General features: G+C 33.6%; 19 protein-coding genes, 1 pseudogene and 1 other annotated feature. Of the genes and pseudogenes, 15 read left to right on the forward strand and 5 right to left on the reverse strand.

Translation table 11 applies throughout. The features are described from left to right. Positions 1-4 precede the first annotated feature (4 nt). From DN392_RS18910 to DN392_RS18920, 3 genes are all read left to right on the forward strand, one after another. The gene (locus DN392_RS18910) at positions 5-967 is read left to right on the forward strand and encodes a PepSY domain-containing protein (protein ID WP_048566486.1); all 963 of its coding nucleotides are present in this window, start codon (positions 5-7) and stop codon (positions 965-967) included. A 107-nt stretch (positions 968-1,074) separates the two neighbouring features. Then, positions 1,075-1,323, forward strand: a binding site (T-box leader). 115 nt (positions 1,324-1,438) lie between these two features. Continuing rightward, on the forward strand, positions 1,439-2,779 hold the full coding sequence (locus tag DN392_RS18915; RefSeq protein WP_000814514.1) for a sodium-dependent transporter: 1,341 nt from the start codon (positions 1,439-1,441) through the stop codon (positions 2,777-2,779). 36 nt (positions 2,780-2,815) lie between these two features. Further along, a complete protein-coding gene (locus tag DN392_RS18920) occupies positions 2,816-3,730 on the forward strand; it encodes an alpha/beta fold hydrolase (protein WP_081113635.1) in 915 nt (304 codons plus the stop codon). Between the two features lie 36 nt (positions 3,731-3,766). Here DN392_RS18920 and DN392_RS18925 read toward each other — a convergent pair whose 3' ends face one another. Both DN392_RS18925 and DN392_RS18930 read right to left on the reverse strand, forming a co-directional pair. Next, positions 3,767-4,342: a nucleotidyltransferase family protein gene (locus DN392_RS18925; protein WP_048560538.1), complete on the reverse strand. Its 576-nt coding sequence runs from the start codon at positions 4,340-4,342 to the stop codon at positions 3,767-3,769. Positions 4,343-4,373: 31 nt separating this feature from the next. Then, positions 4,374-5,171, reverse strand: coding sequence for a lipid II flippase Amj family protein (locus DN392_RS18930; protein WP_000028923.1), 798 nt, complete (start codon positions 5,169-5,171; stop codon positions 4,374-4,376). Between the two features lie 191 nt (positions 5,172-5,362). On the opposite strand from DN392_RS18930, the gene DN392_RS18935 reads away from it, so the two are divergent. From DN392_RS18935 to DN392_RS18960, 6 genes are all read left to right on the forward strand, one after another. Next, the gene (locus DN392_RS18935; protein WP_061672895.1) at positions 5,363-6,028 is read left to right on the forward strand and encodes an HAD family hydrolase; all 666 of its coding nucleotides are present in this window, start codon (positions 5,363-5,365) and stop codon (positions 6,026-6,028) included. Between the two features lie 357 nt (positions 6,029-6,385). After that, positions 6,386-7,831: a GntP family permease gene (locus tag DN392_RS18940; protein ID WP_061672157.1), complete on the forward strand. Its 1,446-nt coding sequence runs from the start codon at positions 6,386-6,388 to the stop codon at positions 7,829-7,831. Positions 7,832-7,883: 52 nt separating this feature from the next. Further along, complete coding sequence (eutG, locus tag DN392_RS18945) at positions 7,884-9,086, forward strand: alcohol dehydrogenase EutG (protein ID WP_001158512.1); 1,203 nt, start codon at positions 7,884-7,886, stop codon at positions 9,084-9,086. Between the two features lie 148 nt (positions 9,087-9,234). Next, complete coding sequence (locus tag DN392_RS18950) at positions 9,235-9,933, forward strand: aspartate/glutamate racemase family protein (RefSeq protein ID WP_048566485.1); 699 nt, start codon at positions 9,235-9,237, stop codon at positions 9,931-9,933. Positions 9,934-10,020: 87 nt separating this feature from the next. Beyond that, positions 10,021-10,494 carry an SAM-dependent methyltransferase gene (locus tag DN392_RS18955; protein ID WP_000493248.1) on the forward strand — a complete coding sequence of 158 codons (474 nt, stop codon included), beginning with the start codon at positions 10,021-10,023 and terminating at the stop codon, positions 10,492-10,494. Then, positions 10,491-10,931, forward strand: a complete 441-nt coding sequence (locus DN392_RS18960; protein ID WP_001223876.1) for a GNAT family N-acetyltransferase — start codon at positions 10,491-10,493, stop codon at positions 10,929-10,931. The genes DN392_RS18955 and DN392_RS18960 overlap by 4 nt, the downstream gene beginning before the upstream one ends. Positions 10,932-10,988: 57 nt before the next feature. Here the strand turns inward: DN392_RS18960 and DN392_RS18965 are convergent, their stop codons facing one another. Together DN392_RS18965 and DN392_RS18970 are read right to left on the reverse strand one after the other, a co-directional pair. Then, positions 10,989-11,516, reverse strand: coding sequence for an HAD-IIIA family hydrolase (locus tag DN392_RS18965; protein ID WP_000181713.1), 528 nt, complete (start codon positions 11,514-11,516; stop codon positions 10,989-10,991). 29 nt (positions 11,517-11,545) lie between these two features. Next, on the reverse strand, positions 11,546-11,977 hold the full coding sequence (locus DN392_RS18970; RefSeq protein ID WP_000009790.1) for a GNAT family N-acetyltransferase: 432 nt from the start codon (positions 11,975-11,977) through the stop codon (positions 11,546-11,548). Positions 11,978-12,130: 153 nt separating this feature from the next. Between DN392_RS18970 and DN392_RS18975 the strand changes: the two genes are divergently transcribed. The 6 genes and pseudogenes from DN392_RS18975 to DN392_RS19000 all read left to right on the forward strand — a co-directional run bounded on the left by DN392_RS18975 (position 12,131) and on the right by DN392_RS19000 (position 16,720). Next, positions 12,131-12,841, forward strand: coding sequence for an ABC transporter ATP-binding protein (locus DN392_RS18975; protein ID WP_061672158.1), 711 nt, complete (start codon positions 12,131-12,133; stop codon positions 12,839-12,841). Continuing rightward, positions 12,834-14,033, forward strand: a complete 1,200-nt coding sequence (locus tag DN392_RS18980; RefSeq protein WP_000595453.1) for an ABC transporter permease — start codon at positions 12,834-12,836, stop codon at positions 14,031-14,033. The genes DN392_RS18975 and DN392_RS18980 overlap by 8 nt, the downstream gene beginning before the upstream one ends. Before the next feature lie 283 nt (positions 14,034-14,316). Continuing rightward, positions 14,317-14,904, forward strand: coding sequence for a YpjP family protein (locus DN392_RS18985; protein WP_001134419.1), 588 nt, complete (start codon positions 14,317-14,319; stop codon positions 14,902-14,904). Between the two features lie 106 nt (positions 14,905-15,010). Further along, positions 15,011-15,646 (forward strand): HAD family hydrolase, encoded by a 636-nt coding sequence (locus DN392_RS18990; protein ID WP_046955676.1) that lies wholly within the window; start codon positions 15,011-15,013, stop codon positions 15,644-15,646. A 22-nt stretch (positions 15,647-15,668) separates the two neighbouring features. Next, positions 15,669-15,782 (forward strand): annotated as a pseudogene (locus DN392_RS31280) (aminoglycoside phosphotransferase); the annotation flags it as partial. 5 nt (positions 15,783-15,787) lie between these two features. Further along, positions 15,788-16,720, forward strand: a complete 933-nt coding sequence (locus DN392_RS19000) for an aminoglycoside phosphotransferase family protein (RefSeq protein WP_000849650.1) — start codon at positions 15,788-15,790, stop codon at positions 16,718-16,720. 36 nt (positions 16,721-16,756) lie between these two features. Here DN392_RS19000 and DN392_RS19005 read toward each other — a convergent pair whose 3' ends face one another. After that, positions 16,757-18,040 (reverse strand): S41 family peptidase, encoded by a 1,284-nt coding sequence (locus DN392_RS19005; RefSeq protein ID WP_061672159.1) that lies wholly within the window; start codon positions 18,038-18,040, stop codon positions 16,757-16,759. Positions 18,041-18,128 lie beyond the last annotated feature (88 nt).

Raw genomic sequence — 18,128 nt, forward strand, 5'->3', positions numbered from 1 at the left:
GAAAATGAAAAAGAAATGGAAGGTTGCATTGTTACTTTGTTTTGTGCTTGTAAGTGTAGCTTTTGTATCACAACGTATTGTTTCTAAGCAAGGAGAAAAAATATTATCCGAAAAACAAATTCAGAATATTGTGTCTGAACAGTATCCTGGAAAAATAAAAAATATGAAATTAGTAAACAAAGGGGAACAAGATGTATATAAGGTAAACCTTTTAAATGAAAAAGGCTCATATGAAATAATAGTAGATGCTCAAAGTGGTAACATAAAACGTGCAAAAGAAATATCATTAAAAAGTAATACAATAACGAAAGAAAAAGCGGAAGAAATGGCACTTCAGAAAGTACAGGGGATCATTAAACAAATTATATTAGAAAAAAGAAATGGGATAGAAGTGTTTGTTATAACGATAGAAACAAATGCTACTCAAAGTACAATAGTTGAGATTGAAAAAACAACTGGCAAAATTCAATTGTTACAGAAACAAACGACAAAAGTTACAGAGCAGCAAGCAAAAGAGATTGCAGTGCAGCAAGTACAAGGGAATGTGAAAGGGATAAGACTAGAGAAAAAGAACGAAAAAAATGTATATGTAATAGAGATAGAGAAAAGTGCAAATGAGAATGTAATGGTAGAAATTGAAGAAGCGACGGGTGCTTTTATTGGTACTTCACAAATACAAAAAGTCGTTACAGAAGAGCAGGCGAAAGAAGTTGCGTTACAAAAAGTACCAGGCGGATTAATCGAGAATGTAAGTGTAGTCAATATAAATGGTACGTCTACCTACCAAATTATAATAAAAAAACAAACAGAAACAGTTGATGTAAGAGTACATACAATAACAGGTGAAGTCATGTCTACTACAGCGGTAAATAATGCTATTCAGCAAAAGGAGTCATCTCAACAACAAGATGACGATGATCAAGAAGAAGGTACTGATGATCACGGTGATGATGATGACGAAGGATAATGAAAAATAAAAGAGTTTTCTCACCAAATTTTAATATATCCCTTGACAGTTACAAATATAACCGATATACTTCATATTAATTTCAAAAGAAAATATATTCTAAATATTTAAATGTGTTGAATAGGAGTAGTAAGGTCGTATATTTGTACAGAGAGCTATGGGTTGGTGTGACATAGTCAAATGACATCCTGAACTCGCCTAGGAGCAGTAAGGTGGAACGGAATCACATTCTTAGTAAATCTTAACGGTTAACCTTCGATATTAGGTTTGTAATCAAACGATTACTACTAAGGTGGATTCATAATGGAATCAATAAGGGTGGTACCGCGTTAAGTAAATGGCTTAGCGTCTCTTTATATAGAGACGTTGAGCCATTTTTTTATTTTATGGAAATAGAAATGGAGGGTTTATTCGGATTGGTTTATAAAATTTAATTATCTATATAGAGTAATTTAATTAGGAGGAAATAAGATGAAACAGACGGAGCAATGGACTTCGAAATTAGGTTTTATAATGGCTGCAGCAGGATCAGCAATTGGACTTGGCGCAATATGGAAGTTTCCTTATATCGCTGGGAAGAGTGGGGGAGGAGCATTCTTTTTAATCTTTATATTATTTACTATATTAATTGGACTACCATTACTTATAGCTGAATTTATGATTGGACGCAGTACGCAGAAACAAGCAGTTGGAGCATTTAAAAGTATCGCACCTAATACAGGATGGCACTGGATTGGACGCCTTGGCGTTGGAACATGTTTTATACTACTTTCGTTTTATAGTGTTGTAGGTGGATGGGTGTTAATTTATTTATTCAGAGGAGTAACAGGACAACTTATTACTCCGGGACAAAATTATGGAGCATTATTTACTGAAACAATTGGAAATCCCGCTTGGGCGATTATGGGACATTTCGCTTTTATGTTCATTACGATTTGGGTTGTATCAAAGGGTGTACAAAATGGAATTGAAAAAGCAAGTAAATATATGTTGCCAGCATTGTTCGTTTTATTTGTTGCTCTTATTATTCGTTCATTAACACTTGATAATGCAATACAAGGTGTGAAGTTTTTCTTACAACCAGACTTCTCAAAGATTACTTCAGAAAGTATTTTATTCGCGATGGGACAATCATTTTTTGCGATTAGTATCGGGATTTCGATTATGGTTACCTATAGCTCGTATTTAAATAAAAAAGAAAGTTTACCAAAATCAGCAGTTACAATTGTTGGATTGAATTTATTTGTTTCATTATTTGCAGGTCTTGCTATCTTTCCGGCCGTATTTTCATTAGGAATGGAGCCGACAGAAGGGCCTGGATTACTATTTATCGTATTACCATCTGTGTTTAGTCAAATTCCATTCGGTGGGTTGTTCTTAACAGTATTTCTTGCACTATTTACATTTGCAACATTAACATCGGCATTTTCTCTACTAGAGACAGTTGTTTCAGCATTAGCAAATGGTGAACAAGAAAAGAGAACGAAATTATCATGGATAATCGGTTTCGGCATTTTCTTAGTAGGTATACCATCCGCGTTATCATTTGGAATATGGAGTGATATTACGATTTTCGGAAAGAATATTTTTGATGCAGTAGACTTCTTATCTAGTAATATATTAATGCCACTTGGAGCACTATTTATTAGTATTTTCGTTTCATTCAAAATGGAAAAGAAGGTGCTAGAAGCAGAGTTTTTTGTAGGTGGAAATTATGGAAAGAAAGTATTTACTTGTTGGGCGTTTTTACTTCGATTTGTAGCGCCACTTGCAATAATCATCGTCTTTTTAAATGTAATAGGGATTATTTAATCTAGGATGTTATAATATTCAGTAAAAAAGAAGGTGATGATTATAAAGGCGAATTTGATGGGAACAGGGAAATACATGAACATTAGAGGGAAAAAGCTATACGTTGAAACGTATGGAAATCTTAAAAATAAACCAGTCCTATACTTGCATGGTGGACCAGGAGAAAGTTGCTATAATTTTTCATTTCATCAAGCGGAACGTTTAAAAGATTCTTTATATGTAATAATGATAGATCAAAGAGGTGTTTGTCGCTCAGAAGAAATTACTGAGGACGAAGCTTTTGGATTAAATGATTTGATTGAAGACTGTGAGGAACTAAAAAAAGTATTACAAATTGAGAAATGGTCTGTCATTGGACATTCTTTCGGTGGATATGTAGCATTGTTATATGCTTCGATATATCCAAGTTCAATAGAGAAAATCATATTTGAAGCGCCAACTTTCGATTTTGCATTAACAAGTAGAGCTTTGTTACAAAAGACAGGGCATTTATTAAAAAAGTATGGAAAAGAAGAAGTAGCAGAAGAGTCCATCGCTTATTCATCTAGCAATGCTACTTCAGAAGAGTTGCTAGATGCTTATATAAGACTAAGCAATGAATTAGAAGAAAATAGAATGGGGATTTACAATTATAAGGAAGATGTGACAGACGAGAGTTTGTATAGTGATGAAGAGTGGGAAGTATTTTCAAATCGCTCCAAAATTCATTTTGATAGATTAAAAGTAGAAGGAGCAGTTCATACTTCATTATTACAAAAAATAAAAGATATACAAAATCCAATGTTATTAATTGTAGGAAAACACGATGCAGTAACGTGTGAAAAACAAATTGAAATATTTAATAAAGATGCTCAAAATGGGGATTGTATTGTATTCGAAGAGAGTGGTCATACACCGCATTATGAGGAAGCAGATAGATTTGCAGAAACAGTCATGCATTTTTTGAAATGAAGAAAAGGGTGCTTCTATAAATGAGAAGCACCCTTTCTAAATTTCTGGATATGTGATTGTTATGTTTGGCCATTTACTTTGCCAATTCTTTTTAATAACTCTGTTTTTGTACATATGTATACGTTCTTTTGTTTCAAGAAAATGAGCTGTTGGCCTCACTTGTAAGGAAAGAACATCTTCAATACCACATGGGGCTGTTAATATGACGTTGTTTAGTTCGTCAAGCGTAACTCCTAAAGCGGTCGCTGTTTCAGGAAACCTAGAAATAGCATCAACGGAAGAAGAGTACGGTGGCATATTATTCACTACATGCATACGAGCTTGATTTTTTACCGACCAAGGTATAGAAGCATCCATATTTACCAGTGCTTTCTCTAGTGATTGCTCATATACCTCATCTGTATGTAATTGATCAAAATAAATGACATCAATATCTGGTGTAGCCGTTCGTATTTCGTAGTCATGTAAAGTATCCCAAACTTTAGAGCGAACAAATCCGGCGCAAATCCACCAATCTGGTAGCTCTAGTGATTTTGCCATTTGTAATATATCCATCATCCATTCGTCGTTTTCGATTAAGCGAATTATATCTTGCTCTGTTTGTATAGTCATTTGTTATCCCACCTACTATTTTTATAGAGGACTAATTCATCAGTTTAATAATCCATGTGATCCAGTAAGCACCTGGTATGAATAACAGTTGTGCTAATAACGTACCAAAAAGTCTAGAAATCATTAGCCAACCATACATTTTACTCATTGCTTCTGCACCTTCTTCTGATTGAAGAGCTCGCTCTGTTAAAAGAGCGATACGTGGATCGAGCAGCACTGTTAATAAAATAGTAGCAAAACCATTAATAAGGCCAGAAGCTGTAGTAGCTTTTGTTGCGTAAGCTGGAAGTAAAAAAGAAGCGTATAGGGCTGAAAGAACACCAGCTGTATAAATTGCAGTAGCAAACATGTTAATAAGCATAATACGTTTTGGAATACCACCGATACGCAGTCTATGAATCATTTCTAATTTTGGAAAGCGTACGTATTTTCTTGTGTACTTTAATTTTTGAATGTTATTTGTTTTCATCATTCGAATGAAAGAACCATCTGTTTCAAAGTTTTGAATGACGTATCCAAATAATTTGGTCAAAGTTGGATACAGTATAATTGCAAGTAAAGTACCGACAGAAGCGGATAATAGAACGAGCCGTATAGTATGTTCTAAATTAATGGAAGCGTCTCGTTTTGCCTCATCGACAATCCCGCCGATTAAAAAGGCTTGTAGCATGTTAGATGTTCTTGATATAAGTAACACCATGCCTACGACAGACAAAGCAACAGCAATTCTCTTTAAACGCACTCCAGCTAATCGAATACTATAAGAGCTTGTTTCAACCGCGTGAATAACAATTGTGAAAACCATTATAACAATTAAGGTTATTGACATTAGATTCACCAGTTTCTATTAAAATAATTATAACCTTTTTACTTTATCATATGTATTCCATTTTGTAACTGAACGTATGTGACATAGAAGAAGAAATTTCCGAAAAGATAAATAATGATAGTATAGTAAAAGGTAGGCATGAAAAAGCCTTCTATATAATATGCAAAGTAAATAGGAGCGGGGGATTAAATTTGTACACAACATTTCTATTTGACTTAGATGGAACCTTGACGGATCCGAAAGAAGGAATTATAAATTCAGTATTATATGCATTAAAAAAGGTTGGAATTGAAGAATTACATGTAAGCGAGTTAGATTCATTTATTGGTCCACCCATCCAGCAATCATTCGTAGAGAGATACAATATGAACGAAGGAGAAGTTGAACGAGCTGTTTTTTATTTCAGAGAGTATGTAAAGCAGCGTGGATTGTTAGAAAATAATGTTTACGAGGGTATTCCAAATCTCTTAAAACAATTAAAAGATACCGGAAATCATTTATTTATAGCAACTTCAAAACCTACTGTATTTGCAAAACAAGTACTAGATCATTTTCAACTAACGAATTATTTCGAAAGTATCATTGGAAGTAATTTAGATGGTACAAGAATAACGAAAGAAGAAATCATTGCTCATATTTTACAAACAAATGAAGAATTTAATAAAGAAGACATTGTTATGATTGGAGATAGAAAGCACGATATAATCGGTGCGAATCATAATAAGATTGCTTCAATTGGTGTTTTATACGGTTATGGTAGTAAAACAGAATTGACTGAATTTGGTGCAACTCATATAGTAAATGATGTAAAAGAACTACATCATTTTTGTGTAGACAATAGTTTGATAAAGCAGTAAATATAGAGACTAGCAATCCCTTTATAACGTATGACGATGAATTCGTTTATCCCGCGTTAACGGACAGTAAAACTCCCACCTCAAAATTCAGTTGGAGCAAAGAAGTTAGGTGGGAGATCAACTGTCCGTAAACGTCCGATTGGTTCAACTAATAATCAGTGGGGGATGTACAAACCCCCCACTGATTAAAGTTTCACTTTATGTTTAAAGGGATTTTTCATATGTAATCGAATACTTATAATTAGACATTTTTAGCATGAAAAATTTGTATGAATAAGAGGAGGGATGTCAGAAATAAAAGATTAGTAGAAGTTTATCAATAAAAGTTTGAATTTTCAGTTTAAAGGAGGGGTATGATTGGAGCTAGTTATTATATTATTAGCACTTAGTTTACTTATGTTTGTAGCATATAGAGGGTTTTCTGTTATTTTATTTGCACCGATATTTGCATTATTTGCGGTATTTTTAACAGAGCCTAGTTTTGTATTACCTTTCTTTTCGAATATCTTTATGGAGAAAATGGTAGGTTTTATTAAACTATATTTCCCTGTATTTTTACTTGGGGCAATATTTGGAAAAGTAGTAGAAATGTCAGGAATTGCAGACTCGATTGCAAAGACAATTATAGAGTTAGTTGGTGAAAAACGTACGATTTTAGCGATTGTATTAATGGGTGCTATTTTAACGTATAGTGGCGTTAGTGTGTACGTAGTAGTGTTTGCTGTATATCCGTTCGCAGCTAAGCTGTTTCGACAAGCGAATATTCCGAAGCGTTTAATCCCTGGAACGATTGTACTTGGAGCGGTCACATTTACAATGGATGCGCTACCTGGATCACCACAAATTCAAAACGTAATACCTACAACATTTTTTAAAACGGACATTTATGCTGCGCCGATACTGGGTATTGTAGGGGCAATTTTTGTACTGACGTTAGGATTACTATATTTAGAGAGTAGACGTAAGAAGGCGAAGGCAGCAGGAGAAGGGTATTTTGGTTTTAACGATGGGGATACTGAAATGGCAGCTTCTTTGCAAGTGCAAGTAGAACAAAAAGATATGCCATTACTGAAAAGCATTGAAATTACAAGAGTTCAGCAAGTGATTGCTTTTATACCACTTATTTTAGTAGGTGTAATGAATAAAGTTTTTACTATTATGATACCGAAGTGGTATCCGAATGGTTTTGATTTTTCTGCAATTGGCATGAAAGCATTTGGAAAAGTAGAATTAAGTGCAGTAGTTGGAATTTGGTCAGTAGAATTAGCACTTATTATAGGTATTGTAACAACGTTATTATTATATTGGAAACGAGTAGTAACAGGATTTCAAGCTGGATTGAATACAAGTATTGGTGGAGCGTTACTTGCAACGATGAATACAGGAGCTGAGTTTGGATTCGGTGGTGTCATTGCAGCACTTCCAGGATTCGCCATTATGAGAGATGGTATTTCTGCCACATTCACAAATCCTCTAGTGAATGGAGCAGTAACGACAAATATTTTAGCCGGTATTACAGGCTCTGCATCAGGAGGAATGGGAATTGTTTTAAGTGCGATGGGAGATAAGTTTATTGCAACGGCTAATCAATTTGATATTCCATTAGAAGTAATGCACCGTATCGTGTCAATGGCATCGGGAGGAATGGATACATTACCACATAACGGAGCTATTATTACTATTCTTACAGTAACAGGTTTAACACATAAACAGTCATATAAAGATATATTTGCTATTACAATTTTGAAAACGGTTGCTGTATTTTTAGTAATTGCATTCTATACTGCAACAGGAATTTATTAAGTCGATATTTTATAAACTAAAACATTAATTAGGGTAAGAAGGGGTGGGGTACTTGCAAGAAGTTGCTGAGTTTCGTATGCCGAAGTCCGTATTATATGGAAGAAATTCGCTAGAAAAGCTGGGGGAACAATCTAAGAAGTTGGGGAAAAGAGCGTTTATAGTTACGGATACAATTATGGAGAATTTAGGATATGTTGAGAGGTGTATGCAACAATTAAATACGAAAGGTATTACTGTTATTACATATAATAAAGTAAATGCTGAGCCTACAAATATACACGTGTTAGAAGCGTTAACTATTTGTAAAGAAGGAAAGTGTGATTTTATTATTGGTATTGGTGGTGGAAGTTGTATTGATGCGGCGAAAGCAGTTGCGGTGTTATATACAAATGGTGGAGAAGTGGAAGATTATGTCCAAAAAGATATGGAAATAGACAAAGATCCGCTACCACTAATTGCAATCCCAACAACTTCTGGTACTGGATCGGAAGTAACAAGTGTAGCAGTAATTACGAATAAACGAACAGATGTAAAAATGATGATGAAGCATCCAAATTTCACACCGCAAGTAGCGATTATTGACCCAATTTTAACGCGTTCGGTACCACCTCATATTACAGCAGCAACAGGGATAGATGCATTATGTCATGCAGTCGAAGCATATATTTCTAAAGTTTCACAATCGCTTACCGATGTACTTGCACTTTCCGCTATTGAAAGTATTATGAAATATTTACGTAGTGCATATGAAGATAGAGAGAATATGGAGGCAAGAGAAGCGATGATGATTGCTTCTTTACAAGCTGGAATCGCATTTTCAAATGCATCTGTTACGTTAGTTCATGGAATGTCAAGGCCGGTAGGAGCGTTATTTCATGTACCACATGGTATATCGAATGCAATACTATTACCTACAGTTTTAGAATATACAAAAGTTAGTGCAGTAAAAAGACTAGCGGATATTGGTCGTTGTTTAAATAAAGATTTGTATTCCTATTGTGATGAAGAAGTAGCCGACTACACGCTGGGAGAAATAAAAAAACTTTGTTTTGATCTTCGTATTCCAAATTTAAAAGAATACGGAATTGGTGAGGTTGAATTTGAAAAAGCTATTTCTAAAATGGCATCAGATGCAATTGAAAGTGGAAGTCCAGCAAATAATCCACGTGTGCCATCATATGATGAAATTAAACAGTTGTATCGAGAATGTTTTCATTATCAATATGAAGATTCTATAAAAACATTCGGTAATTAATTTCAGAATATTCTTATAAAATTTCCTTGGAAATAGTTAAAACAAGACTTTATATTATAAACGTAAAGTCTTGTTTTATTATGTATAATATACATAATAAAATGTTGTGATTATTTTTGAAAAACAGTATAAGGTGGGTGTTTGTGTAATGAAAACAATAGGTTTAATTGGTGGTATGAGTTGGGAATCAACTTCTGAATATTATCGAATCATAAATGAAGAAATAAAAGAGAGATTAGGAGGGTTACATTCAGCAAAATGTATGATTAATAGTGTGGACTTTGAAGAGATTGAGCGATTCCAGTCTAACGGAAATTGGAATGGAGCGGGAGAAGTATTAGGGAATGCAGCATATTCGTTACAGAGGGGAGGAGCAGATTTTATAATTATTTGCACAAATACAATGCATAAAGTAGTTGAGAAAATAAAGGAGAATATTCATATTCCAGTCTTACATATCGCTGATGCAACTGCGAAAGAAATTAAAAGGAAAGATATTCAAAGGGTTGGTTTGCTTGGAACTAAATATACAATGGAGCAAGATTTTTATAAGTTACGCATAGAAGAGAATCATATAAAAGTAATGGTTCCATCAGAAAAGGATAGAGATAAAATAAATGAAGTAATATATAAAGAATTGTGTTTAGGAAAGATAACATCCCAATCTAGAGAGTATTATAAAAGAGTTATAGAAGAGTTAGTAAAAGAAGGGGCACAAGGAATCATATTAGGTTGTACAGAAATAGGGTTATTAATAAAACAGGAAGACATATCCATTCCGGTATTTGACACAACTTATATACATGCAGTTGAAGCAGTTAATTTCGCTTTACAAAATAGATTATAATTATATTATGTAACCTAGTTCAAGTTTGTGGAAAACATTCAGAAAATATTTTATAATGTAAGTGGTTACAATTGAGGGGGAATGCGTATGTTTTCAGTTCAACCAATCGCATTTGTACATAATGAAAGAAAGGAAATAAAAGATGATGAGTGGGGAGAAGTAAGATCCTGTATTACTGTAACTGAAATGTATACAGAGGAAAGTATACAAGGGATTGAAGATTTTTCTCATATTGAAGTTGTTTTTTATTTTCATAAAGTAACTGATGAACAAATTCAATATTTTGCTAGACATCCTAGAAATAATAATGATTATCCTAAAGTAGGCATTTTTGCACAGCGCGGGAAAAATCGTCCGAATCGCATAGGAGCAACAATTGTAAAGGTGATCAAAAGAGAAGGTAAATCAATTATTGTTGAGGGGTTAGATGCTATTGATGGCACACCTATATTGGATATAAAGCCGATAATGAAAGAGTTTATGCCGAAAGAAGAAATTGTACAGCCTAAATGGGCAACGGATATAATGAGACAGTATTGGAAGGGGAATGGAGTAAAATGAGAATATATGAGGCAACAATTGCAGATTTAGATGGACTAGCATCAGTTTTTAATAACTATCGTATGTTTTATAGACAAGATTCCGATTTAGAAGGAGCAAAAGTATTTTTGCGAAGTCGAATCGAGAGAAAAGAATCCGTTATTTTTGTTGCAGTTGAAGACGGCAAATATATTGGCTTCACACAATTATATCCATCATTTTCTTCCATTTCGATGAAAGAATTATGGATTTTAAATGATTTATTTGTACAAGCAACTAAGCGCGGGGCAGGAACAGGTAAAAAATTATTAGAAGCTGCTAAAGAATTTGCATTAGAAAATGGTGCAAAAGGTGTAAAATTACAAACGGAGATTGATAATTTATCAGCACAGCGATTATATGCTGAAAATGGTTATTTGAGAGATAATCGTTATTTTCATTATGAATTAACGTTTTAAAAAAATATAAGATTAAAAGAGACGTTTTCATTGTGAAAACGTCTCTTTTAATTTGTATTATAGTTGATTTAAAATCCAATTTGTAGCATCTTCAAAGTTTTCTGCAATGTAGTTTGGTTCAATATGTGCCCATTTGTCTCGGTACGTATGTAAAGCATCATATCCAGCGCCTGTTCGAACTAATATCGTTGTCGCATGTACTGTTGCGCCTGCAACGATATCAGTCCAGCGATCACCAATTACAGCGCATTTTTTTAAATCAAGCCCATGTTTTTCAGCTGCTTGCAGCAGCATACCTGTACTTGGTTTACGGCATTCACAACCATCACCGTGTTTGTGAGGACATACGTAAATATCATCAAAGCCGAAACCTATTAATTCTTGTGCAAAATCAGCTACAGTTGCTATCCCATCCGCGATACCTGGCTGATTTGTGAAAGAGAAAATTTTTATATTTTGAGATTTTAGTTTTTGCAGAGCTGCTTTTGTAAAAGGAAATAATGTAAAAGATCCGGGGTAATGTATTGTAGTGTCACCACCAATTGTACCGTCACGATCAATAAAAATTGCTTCGATGTTTGTCATAGTTATAGTCCTTTCAATTAAAAAGTAGTTTAAAAATGTTTTACAAATCGATATCCATTTACTTCATATCCTAATTTTTTGTAAAAAGGATGTGCCTCTACTCTTTTTGTTCCACTGACTAGCCATGTGCCGATACAATTATGTGTCTTTGCTAATTGCTCCGCATAATCCATTAATATTTGTCCAATGCCTTTCCGTCGTATTGTAGAATCAACACTAATAATTGAAATCTCTCCATAACGAGTTACATCTTCTAAATTTTCACGTATACGAAACCCAAGTAATCCACATATGGTTTCTTCTTCCTCATAAACATATAAAAAATCAAACGGACTCATTTGTACGAATTGCAATCGGTTGTTCATATCTTCATAGGAAATAGAGGAACCCTTTAATTCTGTTGTTAAAGAACAAAGTGCATCTATATCGCCTATCGTAGCTTCACGAATTTGAAAAGACATATAATCCACTCCAATAAAATGTAATCAAACATTAAATATTCTGTTAAAAAGTATGTATTCCTGCAACGAAAATAAATATTTTATAATGATATATAGATAGTTATATGTTATTCTTTTCCTTGATTGTATTGGAAATGGAAAGAAGGGGAATGTATGTTAGAAGTGAATATCCGCTCTGCCGGATATGATATAGGAGAAAAGACAATTCATGATATTGCCTTTTCAATTGAAAAAGGTGAATTAGTTGCACTTATTGGTGCGAATGGTGCTGGGAAGAGTACGACGATTAAAACGATGCTCGGTTTACTTGTAAATATGACTGGTGAAATATCATTTGGTGAAAAGAAAAATCCTTATGCATACGTGCCGGAACACCCGACATATTATGATTATTTGACGCTTTGGGAACATATCGAACTATTAATGGCTGCTCGCGAGAATGAGGTAGGAAGCTGGGAAAGAAAAGCAGAAGAGTTATTACATATGTTTCGAATGGATAAACATAAACATGAGTATTTATCAAAGTTTTCAAAAGGTATGAAACAAAAATCGATGCTCATTTTGGCATTTTTAACTGAACCAGATTTTTATATCATTGATGAACCTTTTATCGGTTTAGATCCAGTAGCTACGAAAGAGTTTTTAAGTTATTTATATAAAGAAAAAGAACGTGGCGCAGGAATTTTACTTTGTACGCACGTATTAGATACAGCTGAAAGAATTTGTGAGAGATTTTTACTCATTTCACAAGGTACATTAGTCGCAGATGGACATTTAGAATCTATCCAAACGTTAGCGGAAATGCCAGGGAGTTCATTATTAGACTGTTTTGATGTAATCGTAAGGCGTGAACAGCATGATTAAACAACAATTTTATAAAAGATTGCGCCATGAACTGGGGCGTAAATGGAAGTCCATACGTTCTATAACTGATTGGACGGTTGCACTATATATTATTATTCCTGCACTTATATTTATAGGGATTTATTATCGTTCACTATGGATGGAAGAATTATCGATGGGAGAGACAGTTTATTTCGGATTAGGTCTACTCGCATTTTATGTGATTACATATTCTAGAGGAGTTCGCTCATTTTTTGAACAAGCGGATAGTTTATTTTTAATTTCTTATCCCACTCACATGCAAAAGTTAATCCAGTATGGCATGACATATACGTTCATTCGAATAGCGATAACGAATGTAGTGGTAGTAGTTGCTATGTTACCCGTGTTGATGAAAAGTATTGGAGTGGCGCAGGTACAAATCATATTATTTTGGCTATTCTTTACTGCATTTCGATTTATGTTATCGTTGTTAACGAGATTTATTCATATACGTGTGGGGAAACGATGGCTAATATGGATTGTAAAAAATGTGATATTTTCTATAAGTCTATCCTTTTTTGGATTGAGTCTGTTTCTTATTTATAAAAATTCCTTTTATTCTATACTATGTATCGGTCTAGCAGTTTTATTAATCATCGTATTAATAAAAGAAAAACTAAATTATAAAAATTGCTTTTTTAAAGAAGTTGAGAAAGAGAAAGAAGAAAGTATGCGCTGGACGAGTGGGATTATGCAAGTTGGTGGTCATGCGGCTAAACCGAGTAGTTCGAATAAAAAGCCGTGGATGTTTCCACGTTCTAAAAAGTTTTTAGGGAAGAAAAAAGATTCTCGTATTGTTGAATCCTTTTTAAAAGAATTTTTCCGTACAAGTAGTGCACGAATATTTTATATTCAAATTGTATGTATAAGTACTGTAAGTATTATCATGAGTCCGAGGTGGATTGTAGCTATTATTCTTGTATTTTCTTTAGTTGCAATTTCTCGTTATGCGCGCGATTATTGGAATGAATTTACGAAAAAAATGTTTCTTCATTTATATTGTGATGAAGGAAAATTACTACTGTTAAGATGGAAGGCAGATCGCTATTTATTACTTCCAGTACTGCTTTTGTATGGAATAGTTATACTTTCTCATTTTTATTTATTACCAGCTGTAATTGCCGGGATTATTTTTATAGTATGGATTGGTTGGATTGTATTTTTACCATAGAAAAAGAGCCGGAAAATGGCTCTTTTTTTAATCTGTTACACATTGATAAAGGAAATATACTAAAACGAGTATGCTTGCAGCGGAATACATGACATCTAAAGTCATCTGATTGCCTCCTCATTGTTGTTGTATTTATATTGTATGAAATCTTACAATTTCATATTCAAGTGAAAAATATGTGAACGTTAACAAAATTGTAAAGTGCAAAAATTACAATCATTTTGTATAATAGAAGGTACAACCGTTATATAAAACATAATGAGTGAAAGGGGAGGGAACATACATGCCAAATTGGTTTAGAAAAACCTTAGTCGCATTAATTACCGTATTTACATTTGGTTTAGTGACGCCTCCTTCCATATTGCTTGATAATGCCAAAGCTGCGGACAAGCCTACGAGCACAGCTGGGCAACAAAATTTGGAGAGTACGTCCTATACATATGAAGAAACGAATGACAGGTTAACCACTGATACTTTTATTACGTACGCAATGCAAGAAGCAGAGAAGCAGTCGATGCAAAAGTTTGGCACTAAAATTGGTCCAGTAATTGAAGATGAGTTTAAAGATGTAATATTACCGAAAATTGAAGAGGCAATTGCCGAGCTTGCAAGTGATGTGCCAGAGGAGTCATTGCAATCATTAGCAATTTCTCAAAGACCAGCTGGCGGAAATAATGAAAAGATTTTTCATGTGTATGACACGAAATCAGGAAATGACTTATTGCGATTTCATGTAAGAAGAGATCATCCACCGCAAGATGGTTATTATTTTAATTTCCACTATCACCGTTTTGATGATGGGTACTCAGGACACCATGAATTAGGGAATATTTATTGGAATACGAATGTACCGCCAAAGTGGCTTTCTTAAAAAGAACAAGAGAAAATCTTGTTCTTTTTTATGCTTATAGAAGGGTAAGGCAACTATATTGTTGAATAAAATAGGTTTAGGAAAAAAGAAGTAAGGGAGTATGGGAATGCAAAAATATATTGTTTTTGACTTTGATGGCACATTAGTAGATTCACAAAATATATTTGTACCAATTTATAATCAAATTGCTGAAAAGCACGGATATAAAACGGTAAGGGAAGAAGAAATTGAGTATTTGCGTAAATTAACGATGCCAGAGAGATGTAAACAACTTGATGTACCATTGTATAAACTACCGATATTAGCGCTGGAGTTTTATAAATTGTATCAACCCGCTATAAAAGATCTTATTTTGTTTCATGGGATGAAGGATGTATTAGATGAACTGCATAAAAAAGGATACGGAATTGCCGTTATATCTTCTAACTCAGAAGAGCATATTCGGGCATTTTTACACAATAATGATATAGAAAATATACAAGAGGTATATTGTTCTAAAAATTTGTTCGGTAAAGATAAAATGATAAAAAGATTTTTAAAATCGAAAAAAATAACAGAGAAAGATATGTTATACGTCGGTGACGAACAGCGAGACGTAGCAGCGTGTAAAAAGGCTGGGGTGAATGTAATATGGGTATCTTGGGGGTATGATGTTATTGAAACAGTGAAAAAAGATGCACCAGATTATATGGTCAATACACCAATGGAAATTGTACAAGTAGTACAAGGGGCGTATTCTTAATATGAATACACTTTGAGCAGGTATTCATCATATTGAATTTTGGGTAGCAAATTTGGAGGAATCCATTTCTTTTTACGATCCGAATGGGTTTATTGTAGAAGTAGCGTATACATCAAATGTAGAAATGCAAGGGGAATAAAAATGAAAACAATTACAGCGTGGCAAAACAATATACAAATAGTAAAAGATGCAGTTAATATTGAAGAAATCTCCAAAGGTTTCTCACCGGATAAGAAATATATAATTACGAGTGCGAATAACGAAAAATATTTATTACGGACAGGCGATATAAAAGAGTATGAAAGAAAGAAAATAGAGTTTCAAATTTTAAATGAAATGCAAAACCGTAGTGTGCAAGCACAAAAACCAATTGAAATGGGTTTGTTGGCAGAAGAAGGTGTATGCTATGGCATTTTTTCATATTTAGAAGGGGAAGATGCGAAGAAGCTATTGCCTACATATAAACAAAAAGAACAATATGATATTGGTATAGAAGCAGGAAAAGATTTAGCAAAAATGCATACATATGAAGCTCCTAAGGATATCCTTCCATGGTATGAAAGAGCAATGGAAAAACATCGAAAATATGTAGAGGCATATAAAACATGTGGAATAAAAATAAAAAATGATGATAAAATCATAAAGTTTATAGATGAAAATGAAATATATTTAAAGAACCGCCCAAATCGATTTCAACACGATGATTTTCATTTAGAAAATATAATTGTACGTGATGCGAAATATGTAGGTGTTGTTGATTTTAATGGCTATGATTGGGGTGACCCACTTCATGATTTCGTAAAAATTGCACTATTTGCAAGAGACATTAGTATTCCGTATTCAATCGGACAAATAGAAGGCTACTTTAATGGGGGAATACCAGAGGAGTTCTGGAACTTATATGCGGTGTACGTTGGCATGACAGTTTTCTCATCAGTTGTGTGGTCCTTACGAGCAGCACCGCATATGTTAGAGGATACGTTAGAACGCCTTACTATCGTTTTAGAGGATCATAAAAACTTTGAGTTATTAAAGCCAATCTGGTTTCAGCCAGAAAAGATTGCTATGAAATAGGAAAGGTAGGTGTGATTCACATCTACCTTTATTTTTTTACCATTCTTCATTTTGAAGCAGTTGTAATGCTAACTTTAAATCTACATCTTCCTGTATATGTTCCGGAGTCCAGGGGATATGTATATGCGGTTGTATACCAATTCCGGACATTCCTTCGCCTTTATCTATAATAGAGAGCCGTGAAGTAGGGTAGTAAAGTGCGAATGTATCAGCCCATTCCATTACCGCTAAATTAGAATAATCATTTAAACCAGCAGTAGGACGACCTATTACTTTTACTTTCAATGATTTTTTTGCAACTTTTACAAAAGAATCACCAGAACTTCCACATGTAACATCTGTTAATATAACTACTCTACAAGGTGATTTTCGTCCGTGTATTTTTAATGATTGAAGTTCTTTTGGTAACTCAGAAGTATCAAATGTAACGAATCCTTTTTTATAATTCCTTTTTAAATCTTGAATAAATATATCTGTGAATAATTTGGAAAGTTCGTCTAAAGAATCATAATCTTCCATTTCGATGTCTTTCATACGTAATTGATAGTTTCGTTCTGTATGATTTAATTGCATTGTATCTGAAGAATCTAAAAGGGAGATCTCTTTGTCTTCGAATAAGTAAGGAAGTAATTTAAAAAATGCATCATCACTTCCACCACGATTCAAACGCACATCAATAATTAAGTTCGGAAAAGAATTAAGCTCATTTTTGTGTGAGTCTAATAATTTATTAATCGCTTCAGTATTTGCGAAATCAGTCAAAGTAATTAAGAGTGTGTCTTTATTATGCTGTTTAAATGAATAAATAGGCGTGTATTCATTTTGTTTATACTTTTGTAAAGTAATGGTTTCGATTACGCCATCTTCATTTATAAGTGTACAAGTTGATGATTGTAATAAAACATAATCCCATTTTTCGCGTTCATATGTATTCTCATTTAAATATTTCTTATATTTTATTAATAGCTCAGGAATTTTCATATTATCTAATGCTAAAATTGACTGTCCTTTTTTCACTCTTACTTCATGTGAAGTGGATGTAATATATAGGCGGTCTTCGTATCTTTTCACCTGGAAGCCAATACTGTTAAGAGGTTGATTGTTAGAGTGCACTTTAAAAAACATATGATTATCTTTAAAATCTAGTAAGTAATCACCTACAATTTCAGTAAATTGTACTGGTGTTAGTTCTCCTTGTTTCTCTAGTTTCTCGACTGTCTGTAAATATGTAGTAGGATCGTCCCATCCTTTCTTATCTATACAACCTGAATAATCGTGATGAGTAATCGAAACAATTTCTTTGAAAATTTCTGTGTACACAGCTTTTCCTCCTAATAATTTAATTAGTTGAATAATAGAATTCTGTATCCTTTACGTATTATCCTTTTTTTTGCATAGAGAAAAGGGG

The organism is Bacillus sp. BB51/4, from assembly GCF_008368845.1.
Classification (GTDB): Bacteria; Bacillota; Bacilli; order Bacillales; family Bacillaceae_G; genus Bacillus_A; species Bacillus_A wiedmannii.